Origin of the sequence: Mycobacterium sp. E735 (genome assembly GCF_001666955.1) — a bacterium.
In the GTDB taxonomy this organism is placed as follows: Bacteria; Actinomycetota; Actinomycetes; order Mycobacteriales; family Mycobacteriaceae; genus Mycobacterium.
Genome location: NZ_LZIX01000212.1, coordinates 27,289 through 50,616, shown reverse-complemented (window position 1 = coordinate 50,616; position 23,328 = coordinate 27,289). Strand labels below are relative to the sequence as shown.

The following is a 23,328-nucleotide window of genomic DNA, read 5'->3' as shown; positions in this document are numbered from 1 at the left end:
GCCGGTGCAGGGCCGGGGCGGGAGCCCGCTCCTCACCGGCGAGGCGTTCGGCGGTTTCCAGCATCGCGCACCCGCAGGTGTAGCGGCCGTAATCGCTGACGATGTCGGTGGCGAACGCGTCGATCGAAACCACCTGGGTGACGATGTCGAGATTGCGGCCGGGATGCAGCTGCGCGTCGATGTGTGCGAATGGCTCCAGGCGTGCGCCGAATTTGCTGCGGGTGCGCGATGCTGGAAACCGCCGAACGCCTCGCCGGTGAGGAGCGGGCTCCCGCCCCGGCCCTGCACCGGCTCACGGTGAGCGCGCTGCGGGCGGTGGCCGACGGCCGCCGGTCCCGGGACCTGCTGCTGGACGCCTACCTGCTGCGCGCCATGGGCATCGCCGGATGGGCGCCGGCGCTGACCGAGTGCGCGCGGTGCGCCACACCGGGACCGCACCGGGCGTTCCATGTCGGCGCCGGGGGCAGCGTGTGCCCGCACTGCCGTCCGGCCGGTTCGACGACACCGCCGCCGGGCGTGCTGGACCTGATGTCCGCGCTGCACGACGGCGATTGGGAGTTCGCCGAAAAGGCCACGCAATCGCACCGCAGCTACGTCAGCGGGCTGGTGGCCGCGCACCTGCAATGGCACCTGGAGCGGCAGCTCAAAACGTTGCCACTGGTGGAACGGACGTATCACGTCGACCGCACCATCGCCGAACGACGTGCAGCAGCGCTGATCGAGCAGGATTTGGACTGTGGCTAGCAAGGCCGAGCGGAAGTCGGCGTCCGCCGCCTTCCCGCAGCTGCCTCCCGCCCCCGACGACTATCCGGTCTTCCCCGAAAGGTCGACCTGGCCGGTGGTATTTCCCGAGCTGCCGCCTGCCCCAGGCGGTGGCCCGAGCCGGCCGCCACAGCACATCTCGAAAGCGGCGGCGCCCCGGATCCCGGCCGACCGACTGCCCAATCATGTGGCGATCGTGATGGACGGCAACGGCCGCTGGGCCACCCAACGCGGGCTTACCCGTACCGACGGCCACAAGGCGGGCGAGGCGGTCGTCATTGACATCGTCTGTGGCGCAATTGAAGTGGGGATCAAGTGGCTCAGCCTGTACGCCTTCTCCACCGAGAACTGGAAGCGTTCACCCGAGGAGGTCCGTTTCCTCATGGGCTTCAACCGCGATGTGGTGCGCATGCGCCGGGTGAACCTCAAGACCATAGGGGTCAAGATCCGCTGGGTGGGTTCGCGCCCACGCCTGTGGCGCAGCGTGATCAATGAATTGGCGATCGCGGAAGAGATGACTAAGGACAACGACGTCATCACCGTCAACTACTGTGTCAACTACGGCGGCCGCGCCGAAATCGCCGAAGCCACAAAAGAAATCGCCCGCTTGGCAGCCGCGGGCCGGCTGAACCCCGAGCGCATCACCGAGGCGACGGTGGCGCAGCACCTGCAGCGACCCGACATCCCCGACGTCGATCTTTTCCTGCGAAGCTCGGGGGAGCAGCGGTCCAGCAATTTCATGCTGTGGCAGGCCGCCTATGCGGAGTACATCTTCCAGGACAAACTGTGGCCCGACTACGACCGTCGCGACCTCTGGGCTGCCTGCGAGGAATACGCTTCTCGCAATCGAAGATTCGGAAGCGCGTAGTGGGGACCGCAACGGGTCCTCACGGAGAGGATCCGATGCCATCACTGCAGGATCGTCTGGCGACGGTGCTCGGCGAAGTCCTTCCGGTCGAGGAGGAAACCGACGGGGCCCTGACCGTGCGCCATGGGGGGACCATCGCCTCGTTACGGGTGGTGAACATCGCCGACGACCTCGACCTGGTGTCGTTGACGCAGGTCGTGGCCTGGGATCTGCCGCTGACCAAGAAGATCAGCGATCAGGTAGCCAGACAGGCCCGCGAGAGCAACTTCGGCAGCGTCACGCTCGTCGAGAAGATCAACGATAAAGCCGTGCAACGTAATTCGGGCAAGAGCGCTGCCAAAAGCGCCGACGTGATGCTGCGCTATAACTTTCCCGGCGCCGGCCTGAGCGATCACGCGCTGCGCACTCTGGTTCTGCTGGTGCTGGATTCGGGCGCCGGGATACGTCGCACGTTGACGGGTTAGGGCCCTAGGACACCGCCGATTCGGTCAGCGCGACGGTGACCGATTCCCGGCCGTTGTCGCCGACGCGGGTCCGCAGCAACGAGCCCAGGCGATCTCGATCGTGCCGAGCCGGTCGAGTCGAGTCGACGAACCGCTCGACGACCTCGACGAAGCGATCCGGGTCGTCCTTGAACGGCATGTGCCCCGAGTTTTCGAAGATCTCCAAGCGTGACCCGGGTATCGCGTCATGGGCTGTCCGGGCATGGTCTACCGGGATCACGAAATCGTCCTCGCCCCAGATCACTTGCACCGGAATGGGTTGCGCCAGATAGCTTCGGTCCAGCATGGTGACGAATTGGCCGCGCCTGTCCACCACGGATCGCAACGTGCGCGCGAACGCCGAGAGTGCGCGCGGGTCCCGGAAGCCCTCGAGCAGATTCACCACGTCGCCGATGTCGTGCCCGAGGTTGGTGGGGCCCAGCACGGTCGCCATGGCCCGCCCGAACAGTCGCATCGCCGGCATCACGCCCGGAATGCGCAGCATGGCCAGGGCCTCGCTGCCCATCGGCATCGCCGCCAACCGCAGGGCCATGCTTACCTCCTGGGCCACGCCACCGCTGCTGACCAGCACGATGCGCTCGACCAGCTCCGGGTATTGATAGGCGAATTGCATTGCCACACCGCCACCGAACGAATGCCCGACCAGGGTGACGCGATCGATGTCAAGCGCGGCAAGCAGGTCTCGCATGCCGTTCGCGAAGGCCGCCAGGGAGTAGTCGGCGCGTGGTTTGTCCGATTCCCCGTGTCCCAGCAGATCCGGTGCGATCACGGTAAACCGCTGCGCGAGTTTGGCGTGTACGGGCTCCCATGACGTGGACTTGTCGCCGACGCCGTGGATCAGCAGCAGGGCCGGTCCCGACCCGGCGACCCGGAAGGCGCGCCGGTGGCCATGGATGGTGCGAAATTGCAGTGACGGAGCCTCGACGTCGCGCACGGGCCGCAGATGGGGCGATGGGTGGTTCCGCATGGTGCTCACTTCCCTGGAGTTCTTGCTTGGCTCGGCCCGTGGGCCACTCATCGGGTAGGAGCACGCGGCGGGCGCGTGTCGGACACTTTTTCTTCAGAACTTTTTTCAGACGTGCCGCGGTCGGTCGGCCCGGGTCAACCTACGACCCGCACTGTGAACACGTGCCGAAGATCTCGATGGTGTGGCTGACGTCGGAATAGCCGTGCTTGGCGGCGATTTGCGCCGCCCACTGCTCGACCTCGTGGTCGCCGACTTCGATGGTGGAACCACAGCTGCGGCACACCAGGTGGTGATGGTGATGCTCGGAACACCTGCGGTAGACCGACTCACCGGTGTCGGTCCGCAGCGTGTCGACCATTCCCGCCGCCGCCATGGATTGCAACGTCCGGTAGACGGTGGTCAGCCCAATGTTCTCACCGCGGCGGCGAAGCTCGTCGTGCAACTCCTGCGCCGAGCGGAAGTCGTCGAGGGTGTCCATCAGCGTCGAAATCGCCGCTCGCTGCCGGGTCGAACGCACGCTCGTGCCGGTCAAAGCGTGTCCTCGCTCGCGTGCGCGACGGCGTCCACCACGATGTGCGCCAGGTGGTGGTCGGCAAGCCGGTACAGCACCTCGCGGCCGGACCGTTCGCCGGTGACGACGCCGGCGGCCTTGAGAATCTTCAGGTGCTGGCTCACCAGTGGCTGCGGCACACCGAGCGCGTCGACCAGCTCGTGCACGCAGCGGTGGGATTCGCGCAGCTGCAGCACGATGGCGATCCGCACGGGTGCGGCGAGCGCGCGCAGCAGCTCGCCGGCGGCGTCGAGGATCTCCCGCGGCGGCGGCACGGGGTAGTCGGCCAGTGCGCCGGACCCGGTTCCGCCGTGCTCGTGGGCCACCACGCTCAGGTCACCCGCGGTGGTCGGCATCGGGGAAGGCGGAGAGGGGGACATCGCCATGGGAGAGAGTCATCACCTCGGAAAGTGCCAGGTTGTGGGCGGGATCCGCCGGGAGGTCTCGCGGGCGGCCGACCTCCACTGTCACATGCATGATGACGCATGTCAAAGACCCCGGCGCCGATCGTTACCATGACTGATGCTCTGCGCGCGGCGGTCGATCGCCGCGCGTGCCCGATCAAACCCGGAAAGGGAGTGCACCACGCCGTGGCGTCCGTCATCGACACCGTAGTCAACCTGGCCAAACGGCGCGGCTTCGTCTTTCCCTCGGGCGAGATTTACGGCGGCACCCGCTCGGCGTGGGACTACGGCCCGCTGGGCGTGGAACTCAAGGAAAACATCAAACGGCAGTGGTGGCGGTCGGTGGTCACCGGGCGCGACGACGTAGTGGGAATCGATTCGTCGATCATCCTGCCGCGGCAGGTCTGGGTGGCGTCCGGCCACGTCGAGGTCTTTCACGATCCGTTGGTCGAGTGCCTGAACTGCCACCACCGGCATCGCCAGGACCACATGCAGGAGGCCTACGCGGCCAAAAAGGGGATCGACGACCCCGACACGGTGCCGATGACCGAGATCGTCTGCCCGGATTGCGGCACGAAGGGCCAGTGGACGGAGCCACGCGAGTTCAACATGATGCTCAAGACCCACCTCGGGCCGATCGAGACCGAGGAGGGTCTGCACTATCTGCGCCCGGAGACCGCGCAGGGCATCTTCGTCAATTTCGCCAACATCGTCACCACGGCGCGCAAGAAACCGCCATTCGGCATCGGCCAGATCGGCAAGAGTTTTCGCAACGAGATCACGCCGGGCAACTTCATTTTCCGAACGCGCGAGTTCGAGCAAATGGAAATGGAGTTCTTCGTCGAGCCTTCCACCGCGAAGGAATGGCACCAGTATTGGATCGACACCCGGCTGCAATGGTATGTCGATCTGGGTATCGATCCGGAGAATCTGCGGCTGTTCGAGCATCCCCCGGAGAAGCTTTCGCATTACTCCGATCGCACCGTCGACATCGAGTACAAGTTCGGATTCGCCGGCAACCCGTGGGGCGAGCTGGAAGGCGTCGCCAACCGCACCGATTTCGACTTGTCAACCCACGCAAAGCATTCCGGTGCCGACCTGTCCTACTACGACCAAGTCAGCGACACCCGCTACACCCCCTACGTCATCGAACCGGCCGCCGGTCTGACGCGGTCCTTCATGGCGTTTCTGATCGACGCCTACACCGAGGACGAAGCGCCCAACGCCAAGGGTGTGCTGGAGAAGCGCACGGTGCTGCGGTTGGACCCCCGACTGGCCCCGGTCAAAGCCGCCGTGCTGCCGTTGTCCCGACACGCCGACCTGAGCCCGAAGGCCCGTGATCTGGCCGCCGAATTGCGGGCATGCTGGAACATCGACTTCGACGACGCCGGCGCGATCGGGCGGCGCTACCGGCGCCAGGACGAGGTGGGGACGCCGTTCTGCGTGACCGTGGATTTCGATTCGCTCGAGGACAACGCCGTCACGGTGCGCCAGCGCGACGACATGACGCAGGATCGCGTCCCGATGAACGCCGTGGCCGACTATCTCGCCGCACGGCTCAAGGGCTGCTGACCGGCGGCTGTTCGCGTTCTCAGGACACTTGTCCGGTTAGTCGGCGCGCTCGCCACGCCGGGGTATTAAACGTTTGATAAAAAGCCGCTTCTGGGTAGCCGATTGGCTTAGGCTCATAAAGCGAATGTTGCTCACGTGTCTAGTCGGCATGGGTGGTGTCGGGTTCGTATGCGTGTAGTGGGTGCCGTTGACTCGGTCGGTGGGTTGGGGATGTCGTGATTCCAGCTTTTCTTTTCTTCCCCCCCGAGATCAACTCTGCCCTGATGTATGGCGGCGCCGGACCCGGCCCATTGTTGACGGCGGCCGCGGCCTGGGAATCATTGGCGGCTGACCTGGCGGCCGCGGCGGCGTCGTTTGAGTCGGTAGTGACGGGAGTGGCCTCCGGTCCCTGGACCGGTCCGTCGTCGGCGGCGATGCTGGCGGCGTCGACGCCGTACCTGCAGTGGCTGATCTCGGCGGCGGGGCAAGCCGAGATGGCGGCCGCCCAGGCGACCGCGGCGGCGGCGGCGTACGAAGCGGCGTTCATGGCGACGGTGCCCACGCCGGAGGTCCTGGCGAACCGCATCCGATTGCTCATGCTGATCGCGACGAACTTCTTCGGCCAGAACACCCCGGCGATCGCGATGACCGAGATCGAGTACATGGAGATGTGGGCCCAGGACGTGGCCGCGATGGTGGGCTATCACATCGGGGCGCAGACCGTGGCGGCGACGTTGCCGACGTTCAGCATCCCGCCGACGCTGCTGAGTGGCTTGGTGACGGCGCCGCTGAGCTTCGCGTCCCAGGCTTTCGGGGCCTTCTCGTCGCTGGGCACCGCATTCGTGTCCGAGCTGCAGTCGGTGTTGGGGGCGTTCTTCCCCGGCCTGTCGTCGGTGACGTCGTTGCTGTCGTCGATGCCGGTGACGACGATGACCGCGCTGGCGCCGATCGGGATGTACCCGGCGAGCGCGCTGATGTCCCCGATGATGGTGCTGGCTCACAGCGCGGGACCCGTCGCACCCGCGGCGGCCGGCGTCACCACGGTGGCCGCCGAAGTGCCGCACGCCGCCGCGGGCGGCGTCCAAGGGCTGCAGTCGGCCGGCGGGCTGGGCGTTGCGACCGCCGGGTTGGGCACCGCCCGGTTCGTGGGATCGATCACCGTCCCGCCGACCTGGGAGGGGTCGATGCCGGTGCCGGCGGTCTTGACCAGCCTTGCCGTGCCGGCCCTAGGCGCCCAACTGCCGACGCCGATCGCGACCGGGACAACGTCGTCCGCGCCGTCCGCGGCCTCGGGTTCTGCGCCGGCCATGGCCATGGCGGTCGACGATCGGGGCGCGGACGGCGACAAGACCGACAAGAGGGGACGCCGCGGCGGCGAGAACCCACACGTAGTGCAGTCGCGGCCCAAGGTGGTGCCGCGGACGAAGGGCGGCTAGGGCTGGCTCCGCGCTCTGGGCGAGCCAGGAGAGGCTAGCGTCGCTAGCCACCATGGGCTCGGCGCTCGGAGCGAATGCGCGGGACACCGTCGTCGTGAATCGCGCCAATTGGCAAGGGTTTTGCGTTCGGCCGGCGCGGTATTTATCGCGTCGGTCCACCCTCCACGACTTGGGCCCGCAAGCCGCGCGTACGCTGCGCAGAAGCAAATCCACGTTTTTCCGGTATTTGCCCCAGGTTTGGCTTACGATGTGCCTGCTTGGTGTTATTGGGTTCGGCCACAGCGTCCGACAACGGCTGTGGAAGGGGGCAACATGCTTTTGCCTCTTGGTCCGCCGCTACCAGATGACTCGGTGTCGGCGGTTCGGGGTGAGTCGGGGATGCTCGGTGGCCTGTCGGTTCCGCTCAAGTGGGGCGTGGCCGTGCCGCCGGATGACTACGACCACTGGGCACCGAAGCCGGATGTGAGCGCCGACGCCATCGACACGGTGGCCGACGCCCCGGCCCCGGCCGTGATCGCGGAGACCAATCAGTGGAACGACTGGCAGCGGTGGGAAGGCGAGACGGAACCCCACTTCGAGATCCCGCGCACCGGCGGTGTGATACCGCATTCACCGGCCGCCGGCTGACCCTCTGGCGGCACGCGAGCGGTTCAGAATCGGCCGCCGCCACCCATGAAGCCGCCGCCGGACGACCCGCCGAATGACGTCGGACTCCAGCCGCCGAACCCTCCCCGCATGCCTCCACTGAGGACATTGCCGATGATGATTCCGCCAAGCATCGCGCCCATGTCGCCGCCCCCGCCACGAGTGACGGCGCGCTGAGCCGATTGCACGTCGGCATTCGCCAACGCCTGGGCCTGGGCGGCCAGCGTCGACGCCGCGTTGGCGTGGGAGATCGCGTCGGTTGGGCTGGTCGCCCGCTTGTCCCGCGCGGCCTGTAGGTGCCGTTGACCTTCGGCGAGCCGGGTGCGGGCCTCGGGGCCGACGCTGCCGCGGCGGGTGTCGATGTAGTCGGAGACCGCCCGCACCCGGGACTCGGCGGTGAACAGCGCCTGCTCCAAGGAGCGGTTGAGCTGCTCCGCGGCGGCCTGCTCCCGGGCCAGGGTGACCAGCAGCCCGTTGAGGTCGGCATCCGCCCTGGCCAACTGGGCGAACGCGCCCAGCGGGTCGGTGGATGCCCCGGCGCGCGCGACGTCGACCGCCCGGGCGGCCGCATCGCGCGCCGCGATCAGGTCGCCGGTGTGTGCGGGCATGTTGGGCTGCGCTTTGTGCAGTAACTCGTTGGCGCGCTTGATGTCCTCCTGAATGTCGGCCATCGTCGACGGCAGCCGATCGATGGCGTGCTGAATGTCGGTGGCCGCGTTGTCCACCGAGTCGAGTAGAGCCCGGGCCTGCCCGAGCGCGGACTCGGCCGCGCGGACGGCGTCCACCAAACCGGCCTGCCGGCCGCCGACGGCCTCGGCGGCCAAATCCCGGGCGGTGCTGATGTTGCGGTCGGCGAATGCCAGCCGCTCCTTAGCCGCCGTGGCGTTGCCGGACACCGAAGTCAGTGCGGCAGCGTCGAATTGGCCATGCAACTCGGCCAGCCGCTGTTCCGCGGGATCGATGCGGGCGGTGAGCTCGACGTACTGCTGGGTGAGCGCGTCGAGCCGCGACGGTGCGTTGATCACCAGGTCGCGCAGGTTCTCGAAGGCCTCGGTCTGCGACTCCAATTCGCGGTCGGCGCGCGCTGCCGCCACGACTACCCGGGTGAGCAGCTCTCGGCGCTGCGCGGGCGTCTCGGGCACGCTGTCGTCGAGCTGCTGCCGGACCGAGAAAGCTTGGGACAGCGTGGCTTTGGCGTTGTCCACCGCCTCGGTGAACGGCCGGGTCCGGTCCGCGCCGAATTCGGTGATCGCCAGGTCGAGTTCGTTCGCGCTGGTCCGAACGGCGTTGTCGACCTCCACCACCAGCGCGCGTGACAGGTCGTCGAGGGCCTGCAGCGGCACGGAGGCCAGCGCATCGACGTCGGTGGGGTCGACCCGCCGGGCGGCGGCCAATTCGGCCGCACGCCGCCGACGACCGCGGTACCGCATGACCAACAGCAGGGCCGCCAGCGCGACGAGAATGACGGCCAGCGTGACCAGCAGGGCCACCCGGCCCGACGAGCCCGGCGACACGTTGAGCCCGTTCGCCGCCGCGACCGCCGCACCGCTCCAGTCGCCGTTGTGCAGGGCGGGTTCGATCTTGTTGTGCCGCAAGTCGTCGACCTGGCGTGCGTTGACGCTCTTGACCGTGGATGGCACCAGGAACGCGTACGCGCGGCCGGTGGTGGCGACGGCCAGCAGGGCGTCATAGTTGCTTAAATCGCTGGCGCGCATCGTGTCCTGTGCCCAGCTCACCGCGCTCTGGCCGGAGAAGTCGTCGACGTAGACCACCCACAGCCGGATGTGGCGATCCGCGTAGAGCCTGCCCACCGCCGACGTGACCGCGGCGCGCCCGGAGTCCGAGAGGGCTCCCGCGTTGTCGGTGACATAGCCCGCCAGCCGGAAGGGCGGTTGCGCGTCGGCGGCGGGGGCCACGAGCAGGCCGCCGCCCAGACCGATCGCCAGGATCGTCGCGATCACGCCAAGCAGGCGAGCAGTGCGCATGACGCCAATTTAGCCTCGCGACAATGCCGGCAAATAGCGGTGCACGGGAGCGGTCCCTGCCCCCGCAATCCCTGGCAGACTGTGCGTCGGTGACCACGAATCGGCAAGACCCTTACGACGACTTCGACCGTCAACGGCGGGTACGCGAAGCGCCGAAGACTGCGGGTTTGCCGGGGACGGAAGGCCAGCACCGCACCGACTTCGCCCGCGACCGCGCCCGGGTGCTGCACAGCGCCGCGCTGCGGCGGCTGGCCGACAAGACCCAGGTTGTCGGGCCGCGCGAAGGTGATACTCCGCGGACCCGGTTGACGCACTCGCTCGAGGTCGCCCAGATCGGCCGGGGGATGGCGGTCGGCCTGGGCTGCGACCTCGACCTGGTCGAGCTGGCCGGTCTCGCCCACGACATCGGCCATCCGCCTTACGGGCACAATGGCGAGCGCGCCCTCGATGAGGTCGCCGCCGACTACGGCGGCTTCGAGGGGAATGCCCAGAACTTTCGCATCCTGACCAGCCTCGAGCCGAAAGTGCTTGACGAACAAGGCAATAGCGCGGGGCTCAACCTGACCCGCGCATCGCTCGACGCGGTCACCAAGTATCCGTGGTTCCGTCGTGAACACAAGCGCAAGTTCGGGTTCTACGACGAGGACCGCGAACCGGCGGCCTGGGTGCGCGCCCGCGCGCCCGAGGGTCGGATGTGCCTGGAAGCGCAGGTGATGGACTGGGCCGACGACATCGCGTATTCGGTCCACGACGTCGAAGACGGCGTCGTCTCCCAGCGCATCGACCTGCGCGTGCTGGCCGACGACGACGAGGCGGCCGCGCTCGCCAAGCTGGGCGAGAGCGAATTCTCCAGGGTCAGCGCCGACGACTTCATGGCCGCCGCGGCACGGCTCTCGGGACTGCCGGTGGTCGCCGCGGTCGGCAAGTACGACGCCACACTGGCCGCCTCGGTCGCGCTCAAGCGGCTCACCAGTGAACTGGTCGGGAGATTCGCCTCGGCGGCCGTCGCCACCACCCGGGCCGCGGCCGGTCCGGGGCCGCTGGTGCGCTATCGGGCCGACCTGTTGGTGCCCGACCTGGTGCGCGCCGAGGTCGCCCTGCTGAAAATCCTGGCGCTGCAGTTCATCATGTCCGATCCGCGGCATCTGGGTACCCAGGCCGTGCAGCGCGAACGGATCCACCGGGTGGCGCAGTGGCTGTATTCCGGGGCGCCGCAGACGCTCGACCCGGTGTTCGCCGCGGCGTTCACCACCGCCGCCGGCGACCGCGCCCGGCTCCGGGTGATCGTCGATCAGATCGCCTCATACACCGAGGGCCGGCTGGAACGCATCGACGCGCGCCAGGCCACCGGTTAGCCGCGCGTCATCCCTCGGCGGCGTCGTCGCCACCGCGGACTAGGCTGCCCGGCATGACCAAATTCAGCGGTATCGCCACCCTCGCGGTGGGGCTTCCCGTCGTCGCCATGACCGCCTGCAGCTCACCGCAACATGCGAGCACCCAGCCCGGCACCACCCCTCCGGTCAAGAGCGCCCCGCCGGCGTCGTCGGGCGAGACGACGACCGCGGCGCCCAACGGCGAATCGCTCAGCGCGCAACTGAAGACGCCGGACGGGCGGTCCGTCGCCACGGCGACGTTCGACTTCACCGGCGGGTACGTCACCGTAACGGTCAAGACGGTGGCCGGCGGCATCCTGTCACCGGGCTTCCACGGCCTGCACATCCATCAGATCGGCAAGTGCGAGCCCAACTCCGTCGCCCCGACCGGTGGTGCGCCCGGGAACTTCCTGTCCGCCGGCGGCCACTACAACGCGCCCGGGCACACCGGCAAGCCCGAAAGCGGCGACCTGACGTCGCTCGAGGTGCGTTCGGACGGCTCGGCCTACCTGGTCACCACCACCGACTCGTTCACCCGGGACGTGCTGGTGGGCGGCGAGGGCAAAGCCTTGATGCTGCACGGCGCCGAAAACACCGACAACGCCATGGAACGGGTGGCATGCGGCGTCATCGGAACGGGATAGCCGGCCGGCTCGGCGCTCTAGACTGAGCCGATGTCCAGCCCGGCAGGTTCGTGGGGTCACCGCCCTCGCGCGGGCGACGATGACGCCCGGCCCAGGGGCCGGGGCCGCATTCCCGATCGGGACATCGCCGCCATCCGCGAGCGGGTCCGCATCGACGAAGTCGTCGGCGACTACGTCCAATTGCGGCGCGCCGGTGCCGATTCCCTCAAGGGACTGTGCCCGTTCCACGACGAGAAGTCCCCGTCGTTCCACGTTCGCCCCAATCACGGACACTTCCACTGCTTCGGCTGCGGCGAAGGCGGCGACGTCTACGCGTTCATCCAGAAGATCGAGCACGTCACCTTCGTGGAGGCGGTCGAGTTGCTCGCCGACCGGATCGGTCACACCATCAGCTACACCGGGCCGGCGACCAGCGTGCAGCGCGATCGGGGCAGCCGCAGCCGCCTCGTCGCGGCCAACGCGGCAGCGGCGGAGTTCTACGCCGCGGCGCTGGAATCCGACGAGGCGGCCCCGGCCCGCCAGTACCTGACGGAGCGGAATTTCGACGCCGACGCGGCGCGCCGCTTCGGCTGTGGATTCGCCCCGTCCGGATGGGATTCGCTGACAAAGCATTTGGTGCGCAAGGGTTTCGAGTTCAAGGAGCTGGAAGCGGCCGGCCTGTCGCGGCAGGGGCGGCGTGGCCCGATCGACCGCTTTCACCGGCGGCTGCTGTGGCCGATCCGCACCGCGGCCGGCGAGGTGATCGGGTTCGGCGCCCGCCGGCTGTTCGACGACGATCCGATGGAGGCCAAGTACATCAACACGCCCGAGACGCTGCTGTACAAGAAGTCGTCGGTGATGTTCGGCATCGATCTGGCCAAGCGCGACATCGCCAAGGGGCATCAGGCGGTCGTCGTCGAGGGCTACACCGACGTGATGGCCATGCATCTGGCCGGGGTCACCACCGCGGTGGCGTCCTGCGGCACCGCGTTCGGCGACGAGCATCTGGCGATGCTGCGCCGGCTGATGATGGACGACAGTTTCTTCCGGGGCGAGCTGATCTACGTTTTCGACGGCGACGCGGCCGGCCGCGCGGCCGCGCTCAAGGCCTTCGGCGGCGAGCAGAACCTGGCGGGACAGTCCTTCGTCGCGGTCGCCCCGGACGGCATGGATCCTTGCGACCTGCGGTTGAAATCCGGCGATGGCGCGCTGCGCGACCTGGTGGCGCGGCGTACCCCCTTGTTCGAATTCGCGATCCGCACCGCGATCGCCGAGATGGACCTGGACAGCGCCGAGGGCAGGGTCGCCGCGCTGCGGCGCTGTGTGCCGATGGTGAGCCAGATCAAAGACCCCACGCTGCGCGACGAGTACGCCCGCCAGCTAGCCGGCTGGGTCGGCTGGGATGACGTGGCCCAGGTCATCGACCGGGTGCGCAGCCAGGCCAAGAAGTCGCCGGCCCCCGCCCGGGGCTCCGCCCCGAGTGCCCCCCGCCGCCCCGCGCAGCGCCCCGCGCCGCGGCGACCGCCCGCCCCGCGGCCACGCGCCCGGACCCCCGGGACCCGATCCTCTGGCCGCAGCGCGAGGCGCTCAAATCGGCGTTGCAGTACCCGGCGCTCGCCGGCCCTGTTTTCGACACGCTGACCGTCGAGAGCTTCACCCACCCCGGCTATGCCGCCGTGCGCGCGGCCATCGAGGCCGCCGGCGGAACGTCGAGCGGCGTCACCGGCGGGGAGTGGATCGACGCGGTGCGCCAGCGGGCCGGATCGGACCTGACCGCGGGGCTGATCAGCGAGCTCGGCGTGGAGGCCGTCCAGGTCGACGACGAGAAGCTGCCGCGCTACATCGCCGGCGTGCTGGCCCGCTTGCAGGAGGTCTGGATGGGTCGGCAGATCGCCGAGGTGAAGTCCAAGCTGCAGCGCATGTCGCCGATCGAGCAGGGCGACGAGTACCACGCGCTGTTCGGCGACCTGGTCGCGATGGAGGCCTACCGGCGCAGCCTGCTGGAACAGGCTAGCGGCGACGATCTGACGATGTGAGGGCCTCGTCGGCCGCCCGTTCGTCGGCCGCCCGCTCCATGATGGCCGTTTGGTCGTCAAGCTCGGCGACGGTCACGAAGCCGGAGTCCGGGGAGATCCGGTTCGCGACCTTGCGGCGGCCCCCTTCGATCATCGACTTGGCCACCGGACTGCTGGTCAGCGCGCGATAGGTGCCGACGATCTGCTCGTAGCGGCGGCGCCCGGCCTTCGAGCCCAGCACGTAACCCAGCCCCAGCACCACGACATACCGGATCAAAAGCGTTCCTCCCGACTAGCGACCGTTCCATCCTGCCTCACCCGGCCCGGTGCGTGCGCGCCCGATCCGTCCTTATGCAGTTGGGCGCGGATATGCCAGTACGCTAGAGTCGTCCCGCGATCGTGTTGATCCCCTGTAGCTCAATTGGCAGAGCGTTCGGCTGTTAACCGATAGGTTCCTGGTTCGAGTCCAGGCGGGGGAGCAAGGCTCCGACTCAGTGTCCGGCGCTCTGGCCGCCGTCTCTCCGGTGCAATGGCCTCCGGCTCCGAACTCCTCAACCAAGGCGCCAAAGGCCACCATCCGCCCGGGCGTCAGTTGGCCACGGCAGCGTCCGCGACAAGCGGTGACCGGTTCTCCCACCTTTCAGCGTCGAGCCTGTAAATCTGCAGCCAAAGCGCGAGTGCGGGCCTGCAGGGTTACAGCCTCGGCGAGCGGCGCGCATGCGCTGCGAGGCGTCTCATCGGAAAGCCGCTCAGTCGTACGCCGGGGTCCATACCGCGTCAAGGACGGCCTGCCGCGGGTCGGCGTGCGTCCGCGTCGCCACCTGGTCGTCGACCGCGGCGTGATAGACGGCCTCGGCGACCGCCGTCGAGATGGCGCGCAAGTCCTTGACGTCCGGCAGCAACGAGTCCCCGCGAGCCGACGGACTTGCCTGTCGCACAACGGCTTTCGCTGCGGCCTGCAGCATTCCCTTGGTGAGCAGCCGGGCCCCCGCCACGATGATGCCCAGCCCGATTCCGGGGAACACCAGCACGTTGTTGGCCTGCCCGATCGTGTAGGTGGTGCCGTCGTATTCGATCGGCGCGACGGGGGTGCCGGTGGTGATCAGCGCCTTGCCGTCGGACCACTGCAGCACGTCGGCCGGCATGGCTTCCATTCGCGAGGTCGGGTTGGACAGCGGGAAGATCATCGGGCGCTCGCACGACGCGGTCATGGCCTGCACGACCTTCTCGGTGAAGGCGCCGAAAACGGTCGAGGAGCCCAGCAGGATCGTGGGGGAGGCGAGCTTGATGGCTTCCACCAAGCCGACCCGGTTCCCGGGAGTCACACCGAGCTGGGCACGGTTCTTCGCATAGGGCACTTGGAAATCCCGCAGATCGTCCATGTCGTCGAACAGCAGGCCCTGCCTGTCGATGGGCCAGATCTGTGCCGTCGCCTGTTCGAGGGTGGCGCCGTCGGACACCATGGCGTCACGGATCTGATCGGCCACCCCGATCCCGGCGGTTCCGGCCCCGAAGACGATGACCCGCTGGTCGCGCATCGGCACACCCGTGAGATGGCAGCCGCCGTACACGGCCGCCACGACCACCGCGCCGGTTCCCTGGATGTCGTCGTTGAACACGCAGTACTTCTCGCCGTAGTCGCGCAGGATCCGTCGCGCGTTCAACGGCCCGAAGTCCTCGAAATGCAGGATGGCCTTGGGGAACAGCCGGTGTGCGACCTCGATGTAGCGGTTGACGAACTCGTCGTACTCCTCGCCGCGGGCTCGCGCGTGCCGATTGCCCAAATAGAACGGATCCTGCAGCAGCTGCTCGTTATTGGTGCCGACGTCGAGGGAGACCGCGATGCAGCGGCGCGGGTCGATGCCGCCGCCGGCGGTGTACAGCGCCAACTTGCCCACCGCGATCTGGATGCCGCCCACCCCCCAGTCGCCGATGCCCAGGATGGCTTCGGCGTCCGTGCACACGATCAGGTCCACGTCGTCGGGCTCCAGCCCGAAGGTTTCGAACGCCGCCTCGATGTCGTCGGGCTCGTCGATGCTCAGAAAGAGCCCGCGCTGTCCGCGGTACTCGTCGGAAAACCGTTGAATGGCCTCTCCGACCGTGGGTGTGTAGACCACCGGCATCAGCTCGGGCAGGTGGTCTTCCAGCACCTTGTAGTAGAGCAGCTCGTGGCGGTAGTGCAACTGCTCCAGTAACAGGTTGCGGCCCAGATCCGTTGCCAAGCTTTGCAATTGATGCCACACCCGGTCGGCCTGCTCGTCGAGCGTCAGCACCGCCGACGGAAGTCGTCCGGTCAGCCCGAGCTGCCGTCGCTGCTCGTGCGTGAAGCCGACTCCCCGGTTGAGGCTCGGCGCGGCGAGTGCCGGCGGGATCCGCGGTGCGTGTGCGTCGTACATCGCAATCTCACTTCCGGTGACTCGGCCCTGTAGGGCAACCGTAGCGTCGATCGCGGTGAACGCATCTTGAAGAGCGTTTGAAGCGCCGGCAGGGGCCGTCAGCCGCCCACCGCGACGCCCACGCGGCCAGTCGACCAGCCCGGCACCGGCGGCAGGCCCAGATGTTCGCGCAGCGTTGCGCCACGATATGCGGCGCGGAAGCTACCGCGTTCCTGCAACAGCGGTACCACTTTGTCGACGAACTCGTCGAGGCCGCGTGGCGTCAGATGGGGCACCAGGATGAAGCCGTCGCAGGCGTCCAACTGCACGTGGCGATCGATCTCGTCGGCAACCTGCGCCGGTGTCCCGACGAACTGCTGGCGACTCGTCACCTCGATGATCAGTTGCCGGATCGACAAGTTCTCGGCCTGCGCGCGGGCCCGCCACGTCGCCGCGACGGTCTTCGGGTCGCCGTGGCGGACGCGTCCCCGGGTGATGTCGGGATTCTCGACGGGGTCGACGTCGGGCAGCGGCCCGTCGGGATCGTAGGCGGAGAGATCGATTCCCCAGACCTGCTCCAGGAAGGCGATCGCCGTCGGGCCGCTGACCTGCTGCTCACGGATGTGACGCGCGTGATCCTCCGCCTCCTCCGGGGTGTCACCCAGCGCGAACGTCGCGCCGGGCAGGACCTTCAGCTGGTCGGGGGCCCGCCCGTAGGCGACGGCGCGGTTCTTGACGTCGGCGTAGTAGCGCTGACCCGCCTCCAGCGATCCGTGCAGCGTGAATAGGGCATCGGCGTGCCGGGCGCCGAAGTCTCGGCCATCGCTGGAGTCACCGGCCTGCAGCAACACCGGATGGCCCTGCGGGCCGGCGGGGAGAGAGGCCACGCCGCGGACGTCGAACTGGGCACCGTGGTGTTCGACGGTGTGGATCCGGGCGGGGTCGGCGTAGATGCCGGCATCGACGTCGGTAACCACCGCATCAGGCGCCCAACCGTCCCAGAACCGCCGGGCGACGGTGATGAATTCCTCGGCCCGTTTGTACCGGTCGGCGTGGTCGAGGAACCCGCCGCGGCGGAAGTTCTCCCCGGTGAACGCGTCGGACGAGGTGACCATGTTCCACGCCGCGCGGCCGTCGGAGAGGTGATCCAAGGTCGCGAATTGCCTTGCCACCTCGTAAGGTTCGTTGAAGGTGGTGTTGATGGTGCCGGCCAGGCCGAGCCGATCGGTGACGGCGGCGAGTGCGGCGAGCACCGTGAAGGTGTCGGGCCTGCCCACTACGTCGAGGTCGTGGATCTTGCCGCGGTGTTCGCGCAGCCGCAGCCCCTCGGCCAGGAAGAAGAAGTCGAACAGACCGCGCTCGGCGGTTCGGGCCAGGTGCACGAAAGATTCGAACGCGATCTGGCTGCCGGCGTCCGGATCGGACCACACGGTGGTGTTGTTCACCCCGGGAAAATGCGCGCCGAGAATTATCTGCTTGCGGCGCTTGATCGTTCGCGCGCTCATCCGGTCAGCCCCCATCGTTTGGCGATCAGCTCGTGCGAGCGCAGTCGATCGGTGTGCCGGTGCGTCACGGATGTGATCACGAGTTCGTCGGCCCCGCTCACCCGGCGCAGCAGTTCCAGCCGATCGGCGACCTCGTCGGGATTACCGACGAATTGCGTTGCGGTGCGGTCGGCCACCAGCTCGAGTTCGTCGTCGGTGAGGGGTTCGCAGAGGTCGGGATCGGGGTAGGGGATCGCGCCCTGCCCGCTACGGATGGAGTGGACCCAGCGGCCGTAGCCGGCCGCCAGGTGCCGCGCGGTGGCGCTGTCCTCGGCGACGACGACATCGGCGGAGACCACCACGTAGGGCCTGTCCAGCCGGGCGGACGGCCGGAAGGCGTCGCGGTAGGCGGCGATCGCGTCAAGGGCGGTGCCCGGCGTGATGTGGTAGCTCGCGACGAACGGCAGCCCGCGGGCACCGGCGACATCCGCGCTCTGGCCGCGGGTGCTGCCGAATATCCAGGGTGTCAGCTGCCCGCGTTCGCCTGGGACGGCGTGCAATTCGTGACCGTCGACGCTGTAGGTGCCGTCGAGCAGCGCTTCGATGGCGTCGATCTGCTCACCGAAGTCGGCGGGTTGCGCGCACGGCTGGGCGAGCACCGAGGCCTGGGCCCGCATCCGGTCGCTCTTCATCAGCGCCGTGGGGTCGAACGGCGCGGGGATGACGATGCCCTCGACGTCGGTCCACGGCCGAGGCGCCGACGGGGACGCCGCCGGCGGCGACGCGGCGGCCTCCGTGCGTCGCTGCCCGGATCGGCCCAGGCCCATGTCGATGCGATCCGGGTACAGCGCATCGAGAATGCCGAAGCTCTCCACGACCGCGATCGGTGTCGTGTGGCCGATCTGCACCGCGGCCGAGCCGACGCGGATGTGGTCGGTGGCCGCGGCGATCTGGCCGATCAGCACCGCCGGCGACGAGCTGGCCACCGCGACGAAGTGGTGTTCGGCGAGCCAGTAGCGCTTGTAGCCCCATCGTTCGGCGTGCTGGGCGAGGTCGATGGTGTTGCGCAGCGCCGTCGCGGGGTCGCACCCGGCGGTGATCGGGGACAGGTCGAGGATCGACAGCGGGGTCACGGTCACGGCGCCACCGCCGCGTAGCGGTTGGGTGCGGGAGCCAATTCGAGGCGTTCGCGCAGTGTTTCGCCGTCGCGGTAGGCGGTGCGGAACACTCCGGCACGCTGGAGCAGCGGCACCAGCTCATCGGCGATCGCGGGCAGGTCGATCGCGTTGACCGCGGGCCGCAGTCGCACCCCGTCGACGCCGGCGTCCCGCCAGCGCAGGAGCAGATCGGCCAAATCGCTTGCGCTGCCAGCGAACATGTGCGCGTCGGAGGAGATGGCGGCGGGGGGCGTCAATGGGTCTTCCCCCAGCGAGACGACGAGATCGGCGTACACCTTCAGCGCACGTCCTGCCGGGCGCTCCGCTTGGGCGACCTCGTGCAAGATCGAGCGCAGCGAGTCGTCGTCGTGCGGGGTGATCAGCACGACGTCGGAGCCTGCGGCGGCGAAATCGTAGGCGCGCGACGCGTGCGCCAGCGCCAGCACCACCGGCTGGCCCTGCGGCGGCCGCGGGGTGATGGACGGGCCTTTGACCGAGAAGTATTTGCCGGCGAAGTCGATGTGGTGCAGCTTGTCGCGGTCGATGTAACGCCCGGTGGCCACGTCACGGATGACGGCGTCGTCTTCCCAGCTGTCCCAGAGCCGCCGCACCACCTCCACGGCGTCGGCGGCCTCGTCGAACAGCTGCTCGGCCTCGATGCCGGGCCGCCGTCCCACTAACGCGGCCTCGTGCGCGGTGGCGCTCACCCGCACCTGCCAGCCCGCCCGGCCGTGCGAGATGTGGTCCAGCGTCGCAATGGCTTTGGACACGTGAAACGGTTCGGTGTGGGTGACGGTCGCGACGGGCACCAAACCGATATGGGTGGTGACCGGCGCGATGCGCGCGGCGACCAGGACGGCATCCGCGCGGCCCGCCAACCGGCGGGGCGATATCTCGGGCCGCCGCCCCGGCTGAGCGTCGAAGGAGTCGTCGATGGTCAGGAAATCGAGCAGGCCCCGCTCCGCGACCTCGGCCAAGGCTGCCCAGTAGCGACCGCTGAGGTGTCCGCCGCGGGTGGCGTTGTGCGCGAAGGCGTATCGCCACGCGTGTGGGTGCCAGCCGTAGCCGTCCAGCGCAACGGCCAGATGTAGCTCGGTCATGGCACGCCTTCCGATTCGTTACTAACCCACTCTGCAACGCTCGGGGCGACAACGCATTCCATGCAGGCATTAAGTTCACCGTGAGTAATACTTCGCCGAGCTCACACCCGATGCGCGGGCGGAAAGGCGTTCGACGACTTGATGATTCGAGGGCTAGGCGACTAGCGGCTGCAACACGGCCCGTAGGTCGCCCGCCTTCGGCACCCCGGCGCTCCGGTAGCGCTGACGACCCTCGGCGTCGAAGATCAACGTGGTCGGCAGCGACAACACCGACAGCCGCTTGGCGGCGGCGGGATTGGCGTCGATATCGATCTCCACGTGCGACACGTCAGGAAGATCGGCACAGACTTGGTCGACCACGCGGCGCACTGACGCGCATGGGCCACACCACACGGCGCTGAAGTGCACCACCGTCGGGCCCGTTTGTGCCAAGCCCAGGTCGGACGTGTCCGGCGGGGAATCGGGGCTGACTTCGCGCAGCACCCCGGAGCGCCGATTGAACATCGCGCCCGCCACGCTGGCGACACCCAGCGCCGCGACCAGCGCCGTCCCCGCGATGACGAGAGTGCTCACGTGGTCCTCAGATGGAGAAGTCTTCGCCGTGCCATACGCCGGCTTCCGGCGGCCTGATGACACGCTCGGACTGTTGTTGTCCGTCGTTGGCTGCCTCCAGCTTGGCTACCCGGGTGAGGAGCGACTGGAGACTGACGCCCACGAGGTCGGGCATCATCGAGTCGTCCGGGCTGCTTCGCCCGTGGCGGCTGATGACCTGTCCGGGTACCCCGGTGACCACGGCGCTCGACGGAACCTCTTTGACGACGACGGCGTTGGCGCCGATCCGGCTGTCGTCGCCGATCTTGATCGCGCCGAGCACCTTGGCGCCGGCGCCGATGATCACCCTGTCGCCGATGGTCGGGTGGCGCTTGCCGGTGTCCCGTCCGCTGCCGCCCAGGGTGACGCCGTGGTAGATGGTCACGTCCTCGCCCACCTCGGCAGTCTCGCCGATCACCACGCCGGTCGCGTGGTCGATGAACAACCCGGAGCCAAGGACCGCGCCCGGGTGGATCTCGACTCCGGTGAGAATGCGGACGACCTCTGCAAACGTCCGCGCGGCGAGCCTGGCGCCGCGATTCCACAGCCAGTGGTTGATCCGGTGCCCCCAGATCGCGTGCACGCCCGGATAGGCGAAGATCACCTGCAGCGTGGTCGGCCGGGCCGGGTCGCGCTCCCTGGCGGCCCGGATGTCACGTCGAATGTCCGCGAACATGGCTAATCCGCCAGGTCGGCGAAGAGCGGGGTGCTCAGATACCGCTCGCCGAAGCTCGGCAGCACCACCACGACCAGCTTGCCGGCGTTCTCCGGACGGCGGGCGACCTGCAGCGCCGCGACCACGGCCGCGCCCGATGAGATGCCGACCAGCAGTCCCTCCTCCCGGGCCAACCGACGTGCCATGTCCAGCGATTCTTCGTTGCCGACCTTGATGACCTCGTCCACCAGGTCCATCTCGAGTACCGGTGGGACGAATCCGGCACCGATGCCCTGAATCGGGTGCGGCCCCTTCTGGCCACCGGAGAGGACCGGTGACGCGGCGGGCTCCACGGCCACGAATTTCGCCGACGCCTTGCGCTCCTTGATGACCTGAGCGACGCCGGTGAGCGTGCCCCCGGTGCCCACCCCGGCAACGAAGAAGTCGATCTTGCCGTCGGTGTCTCGCCAGACCTCCTCAGCGGTGGTCTTGCGGTGGATCGCGGGGTTCGCGGGGTTCTCGAACTGTTGCGGGATGAAATACCGTTGGTCGTTCTTGGCCAGCTCTTCGGCTTTGGCGATGGCTCCGGCCATGCCTTCGGCGCCGGGCGTCAGCACGATCTCTGCGCCGAAGGCCCGCAACAACATTCGGCGTTCGGTGCTCATCGTGTCCGGCATCGTCAGCACGCACCGGTAGCCGCGCGCCGCGCACACCATCGCGAGGGCGATGCCGGTGTTTCCGCTCGTCGGCTCCAGGATGATCGTGTCGGGCTTGATCAGCCCCGCCTGCTCGGCCGCATCCAGCATGGCGACACCGATGCGGTCCTTGACGCTGTTCGCGGGGTTGAAGAATTCCAGCTTGGCGACGACGTCGGCGACCGCCCCTTCGGTGACCCGGTTCAGCCGGACCAGCGGCGTGTTCCCGATCAGTTGTGTGACGTTATCTGCGATGCTCATCTGTCTTCCTCAGGCGATGTCGGTACATGACTCGTCGGTCTGCCAGCTGATGTCGAATTCGATGGCCACGGCCGTGGGGACGGTCAAAGCAATGGGTGTGAATCGATGTGCCGCTCCCTCCAGCGCGACGCCGGTCAGCACCCGTCCGGGGAGGCTTTCCGGTGCTGTCGCGGTGACCGTCGTTGTGGACGTACCCGGTGCGGGCCGGAGGTAAAAGTCCGCGCCCGCCTGCACAATGCCGACGATCGTCTCACCGTCGGAATCGACGAGCGTGTGTCCGTCGCCGACGTTGAGCGTCAACGGGATTGGCACTTGAAACGGTCCTATGAGCTCCGAATTGGCGGTTGCTTCGGTATCGACTAGTTGTGGTTCCACCGTATCGCGCGAGGCTTTGCGCGCCCCAGTGATCAGATAATTGTAGAGGTGCACAATTCGATCGGCATTGCGGTAGTGGCGGGAGCCGGTCAGCCAGAAGCGAACATGGTCGATTTTCGGATTGGCCGCGTCGGTCGTCGCGATCAAGCGGTAATGGCGATAGCCACGCCCGCCGCTGCCGTGGCTGCTGGCCGACAGCGTGCTGCCCACCCCGAGCGTGCGTCGATGACGGCCCCTGCCCGCGCCCACCGTCAGCTGCGAGCGCGAAATGTCTTGCCAGGCAACGCCGTCGGTGGACTTCTGTAGTTTCAAGCCGACCGCAGCATCGGCGTCCACCCACACCGAGTAACCGCCGAGTTGGGGTTCGCCGTCGAATTCGAAGGTCAACACGCGTCCGGCCGCCCGGCGTACCTTGACGGGTGCGTTAAGGGGCCGAGTATCCAGGGTCAAACCGTTGGTGAAATGCCAAACCGCGGCCTGGGTGGCGGCGATCGCCTCGTGTTCGCTGATGTGGGCCCGTCCCGCGGGGTCGCCCGCGGCCCGAAGTTGTTCGCTCAATTCGGCCGTCGTGCGCATCGGGAAAGAGTTGCGCAGGATCCAGTCGACCTCGGCTTCGTAGTCGCGGCTGCGCAGGTGGGGCAGCGCCGACCAGCTGCCCAGACGGTAGCGGGATGGCCGATGAGGCGCGATGCCGAAGAAGTCCAAGGAATACGCGTGGAGGTTGGGATTGACCCTGATCAGGTCGGTGCGGGCAGAGCTACCATCGTCGAACACGACCGTGTCCACGGTATGGGAGTATGTGCCCCCGCGGTAGCGCGTCATCCGCGCGACTTCGGTTGCCGGCCTGACGAGGACCCGGTGGCGGGTCTCCACCGGCGCGGAGGCGCGGGTGGGTAGTGACATCACTGTCATGGATGGTTTTCTTCCTGAAAGTTTTTGCTGGCGAACGCGCG

Annotated in this window: 20 protein-coding genes, 1 tRNA gene and 3 pseudogenes; 10 read left to right on the top strand and 14 right to left on the bottom strand. The window is 68.1% G+C overall.

The features are described from left to right. Positions 1–181, bottom strand: a pseudogene (locus A5704_RS27795) (DNA repair protein RecO); the annotation flags it as partial. 26 nt (positions 182–207) lie between these two features. Between A5704_RS27795 and A5704_RS17065 the strand changes: the two are divergent. From A5704_RS17065 to A5704_RS17055, 3 genes and pseudogenes are all read left to right on the top strand, one after another. Continuing rightward, positions 208–744, top strand: a pseudogene (locus A5704_RS17065) (DNA repair protein RecO); the annotation flags it as partial. Continuing rightward, positions 737–1,630, top strand: coding sequence for a decaprenyl diphosphate synthase (locus A5704_RS17060; RefSeq protein ID WP_067890072.1), 894 nt, complete (start codon positions 737–739; stop codon positions 1,628–1,630). The pseudogene A5704_RS17065 and the gene A5704_RS17060, both read left to right, overlap by 8 nt. 35 nt (positions 1,631–1,665) lie before the next feature. Then, the gene (locus tag A5704_RS17055) at positions 1,666–2,094 is read left to right on the top strand and encodes a hypothetical protein (protein ID WP_067890070.1); all 429 of its coding nucleotides are present in this window, start codon (positions 1,666–1,668) and stop codon (positions 2,092–2,094) included. A gap of 4 nt (positions 2,095–2,098) precedes the next feature. On the opposite strand, the gene A5704_RS17050 is transcribed toward A5704_RS17055, so the two are convergent. The 3 genes from A5704_RS17050 to A5704_RS17040 all read right to left on the bottom strand — a co-directional run bounded on the left by A5704_RS17050 (position 2,099) and on the right by A5704_RS17040 (position 4,036). Next, the gene (locus A5704_RS17050; RefSeq protein WP_067890101.1) at positions 2,099–3,100 is read right to left on the bottom strand and encodes an alpha/beta fold hydrolase; all 1,002 of its coding nucleotides are present in this window, start codon (positions 3,098–3,100) and stop codon (positions 2,099–2,101) included. A 139-nt stretch (positions 3,101–3,239) separates the two neighbouring features. After that, complete coding sequence (locus A5704_RS17045; protein WP_082950230.1) at positions 3,240–3,632, bottom strand: Fur family transcriptional regulator; 393 nt, start codon at positions 3,630–3,632, stop codon at positions 3,240–3,242. Further along, complete coding sequence (locus tag A5704_RS17040) at positions 3,629–4,036, bottom strand: helix-turn-helix transcriptional regulator (protein WP_067748423.1); 408 nt, start codon at positions 4,034–4,036, stop codon at positions 3,629–3,631. Before A5704_RS17040 ends, A5704_RS17045 begins: the two co-directional genes overlap by 4 nt. A gap of 192 nt (positions 4,037–4,228) precedes the next feature. On the opposite strand from A5704_RS17040, the gene A5704_RS17035 reads away from it, so the two are divergent. The 3 genes from A5704_RS17035 to A5704_RS17025 all read left to right on the top strand — a co-directional run bounded on the left by A5704_RS17035 (position 4,229) and on the right by A5704_RS17025 (position 7,668). Continuing rightward, positions 4,229–5,626 (top strand): glycine--tRNA ligase, encoded by a 1,398-nt coding sequence (locus tag A5704_RS17035; RefSeq protein WP_067748561.1) that lies wholly within the window; start codon positions 4,229–4,231, stop codon positions 5,624–5,626. A gap of 215 nt (positions 5,627–5,841) precedes the next feature. After that, positions 5,842–7,041 carry a PPE family protein gene (locus tag A5704_RS17030; RefSeq protein WP_067748425.1) on the top strand — a complete coding sequence of 400 codons (1,200 nt, stop codon included), beginning with the start codon at positions 5,842–5,844 and terminating at the stop codon, positions 7,039–7,041. 378 nt (positions 7,042–7,419) lie between these two features. Further along, entirely contained in the window at positions 7,420–7,668 is a 249-nt protein-coding gene (locus A5704_RS17025; RefSeq protein WP_067748427.1) for a hypothetical protein, read from the top strand. 23 nt (positions 7,669–7,691) lie between these two features. Here A5704_RS17025 and A5704_RS17020 read toward each other — a convergent pair whose 3' ends face one another. Beyond that, a complete protein-coding gene (locus A5704_RS17020; protein WP_067785066.1) occupies positions 7,692–9,671 on the bottom strand; it encodes a YgcG family protein in 1,980 nt (659 codons plus the stop codon). Between the two features lie 89 nt (positions 9,672–9,760). Here A5704_RS17020 and A5704_RS17015 point away from each other — a divergent pair, with 89 nt between their 5' ends. The 3 genes and pseudogenes from A5704_RS17015 to dnaG all read left to right on the top strand — a co-directional run bounded on the left by A5704_RS17015 (position 9,761) and on the right by dnaG (position 13,703). Next, positions 9,761–11,026: a deoxyguanosinetriphosphate triphosphohydrolase gene (locus tag A5704_RS17015; protein ID WP_067890068.1), complete on the top strand. Its 1,266-nt coding sequence runs from the start codon at positions 9,761–9,763 to the stop codon at positions 11,024–11,026. Between the two features lie 53 nt (positions 11,027–11,079). Beyond that, complete coding sequence (locus A5704_RS17010; RefSeq protein ID WP_067748433.1) at positions 11,080–11,688, top strand: superoxide dismutase family protein; 609 nt, start codon at positions 11,080–11,082, stop codon at positions 11,686–11,688. Between the two features lie 30 nt (positions 11,689–11,718). Next, positions 11,719–13,703: pseudogene (dnaG, locus tag A5704_RS17005) on the top strand (DNA primase). On the opposite strand, the gene A5704_RS17000 reads toward dnaG, so the two are convergent. Next, a complete protein-coding gene (locus tag A5704_RS17000; RefSeq protein WP_067748435.1) occupies positions 13,678–13,959 on the bottom strand; it encodes a hypothetical protein in 282 nt (93 codons plus the stop codon). The pseudogene dnaG and the gene A5704_RS17000 overlap by 26 nt on opposite strands. A gap of 129 nt (positions 13,960–14,088) precedes the next feature. Between A5704_RS17000 and A5704_RS16995 the strand changes: the two genes are divergently transcribed. After that, positions 14,089–14,161: transfer RNA gene (locus tag A5704_RS16995), tRNA-Asn, on the top strand. Positions 14,162–14,431: 270 nt separating this feature from the next. Here the strand turns inward: A5704_RS16995 and A5704_RS16990 are convergent. The 8 genes from A5704_RS16990 to A5704_RS16955 all read right to left on the bottom strand — a co-directional run bounded on the left by A5704_RS16990 (position 14,432) and on the right by A5704_RS16955 (position 23,287). Beyond that, complete coding sequence (locus tag A5704_RS16990) at positions 14,432–16,078, bottom strand: NAD-dependent malic enzyme (RefSeq protein WP_067890065.1); 1,647 nt, start codon at positions 16,076–16,078, stop codon at positions 14,432–14,434. Between the two features lie 98 nt (positions 16,079–16,176). Then, entirely contained in the window at positions 16,177–17,562 is a 1,386-nt protein-coding gene (locus tag A5704_RS16985; RefSeq protein WP_067784360.1) for an NtaA/DmoA family FMN-dependent monooxygenase, read from the bottom strand. Continuing rightward, positions 17,559–18,680 (bottom strand): LLM class flavin-dependent oxidoreductase, encoded by a 1,122-nt coding sequence (locus tag A5704_RS16980; RefSeq protein ID WP_067890062.1) that lies wholly within the window; start codon positions 18,678–18,680, stop codon positions 17,559–17,561. The genes A5704_RS16985 and A5704_RS16980 overlap by 4 nt, the downstream gene beginning before the upstream one ends. Then, positions 18,677–19,798 carry an LLM class flavin-dependent oxidoreductase gene (locus tag A5704_RS16975; protein WP_067890059.1) on the bottom strand — a complete coding sequence of 374 codons (1,122 nt, stop codon included), beginning with the start codon at positions 19,796–19,798 and terminating at the stop codon, positions 18,677–18,679. The genes A5704_RS16980 and A5704_RS16975 overlap by 4 nt, the downstream gene beginning before the upstream one ends. A gap of 153 nt (positions 19,799–19,951) precedes the next feature. Further along, entirely contained in the window at positions 19,952–20,371 is a 420-nt protein-coding gene (locus A5704_RS16970; protein ID WP_067748444.1) for a thioredoxin family protein, read from the bottom strand. A gap of 7 nt (positions 20,372–20,378) precedes the next feature. Then, positions 20,379–21,065 (bottom strand): serine O-acetyltransferase, encoded by a 687-nt coding sequence (cysE, locus tag A5704_RS16965; protein ID WP_067748446.1) that lies wholly within the window; start codon positions 21,063–21,065, stop codon positions 20,379–20,381. 2 nt (positions 21,066–21,067) lie between these two features. Then, positions 21,068–22,000, bottom strand: coding sequence for a cysteine synthase A (gene cysK, locus A5704_RS16960; protein ID WP_067890056.1), 933 nt, complete (start codon positions 21,998–22,000; stop codon positions 21,068–21,070). Between the two features lie 9 nt (positions 22,001–22,009). Then, a complete protein-coding gene (locus tag A5704_RS16955) occupies positions 22,010–23,287 on the bottom strand; it encodes a thioester domain-containing protein (protein ID WP_067782601.1) in 1,278 nt (425 codons plus the stop codon). Positions 23,288–23,328 lie beyond the last annotated feature (41 nt).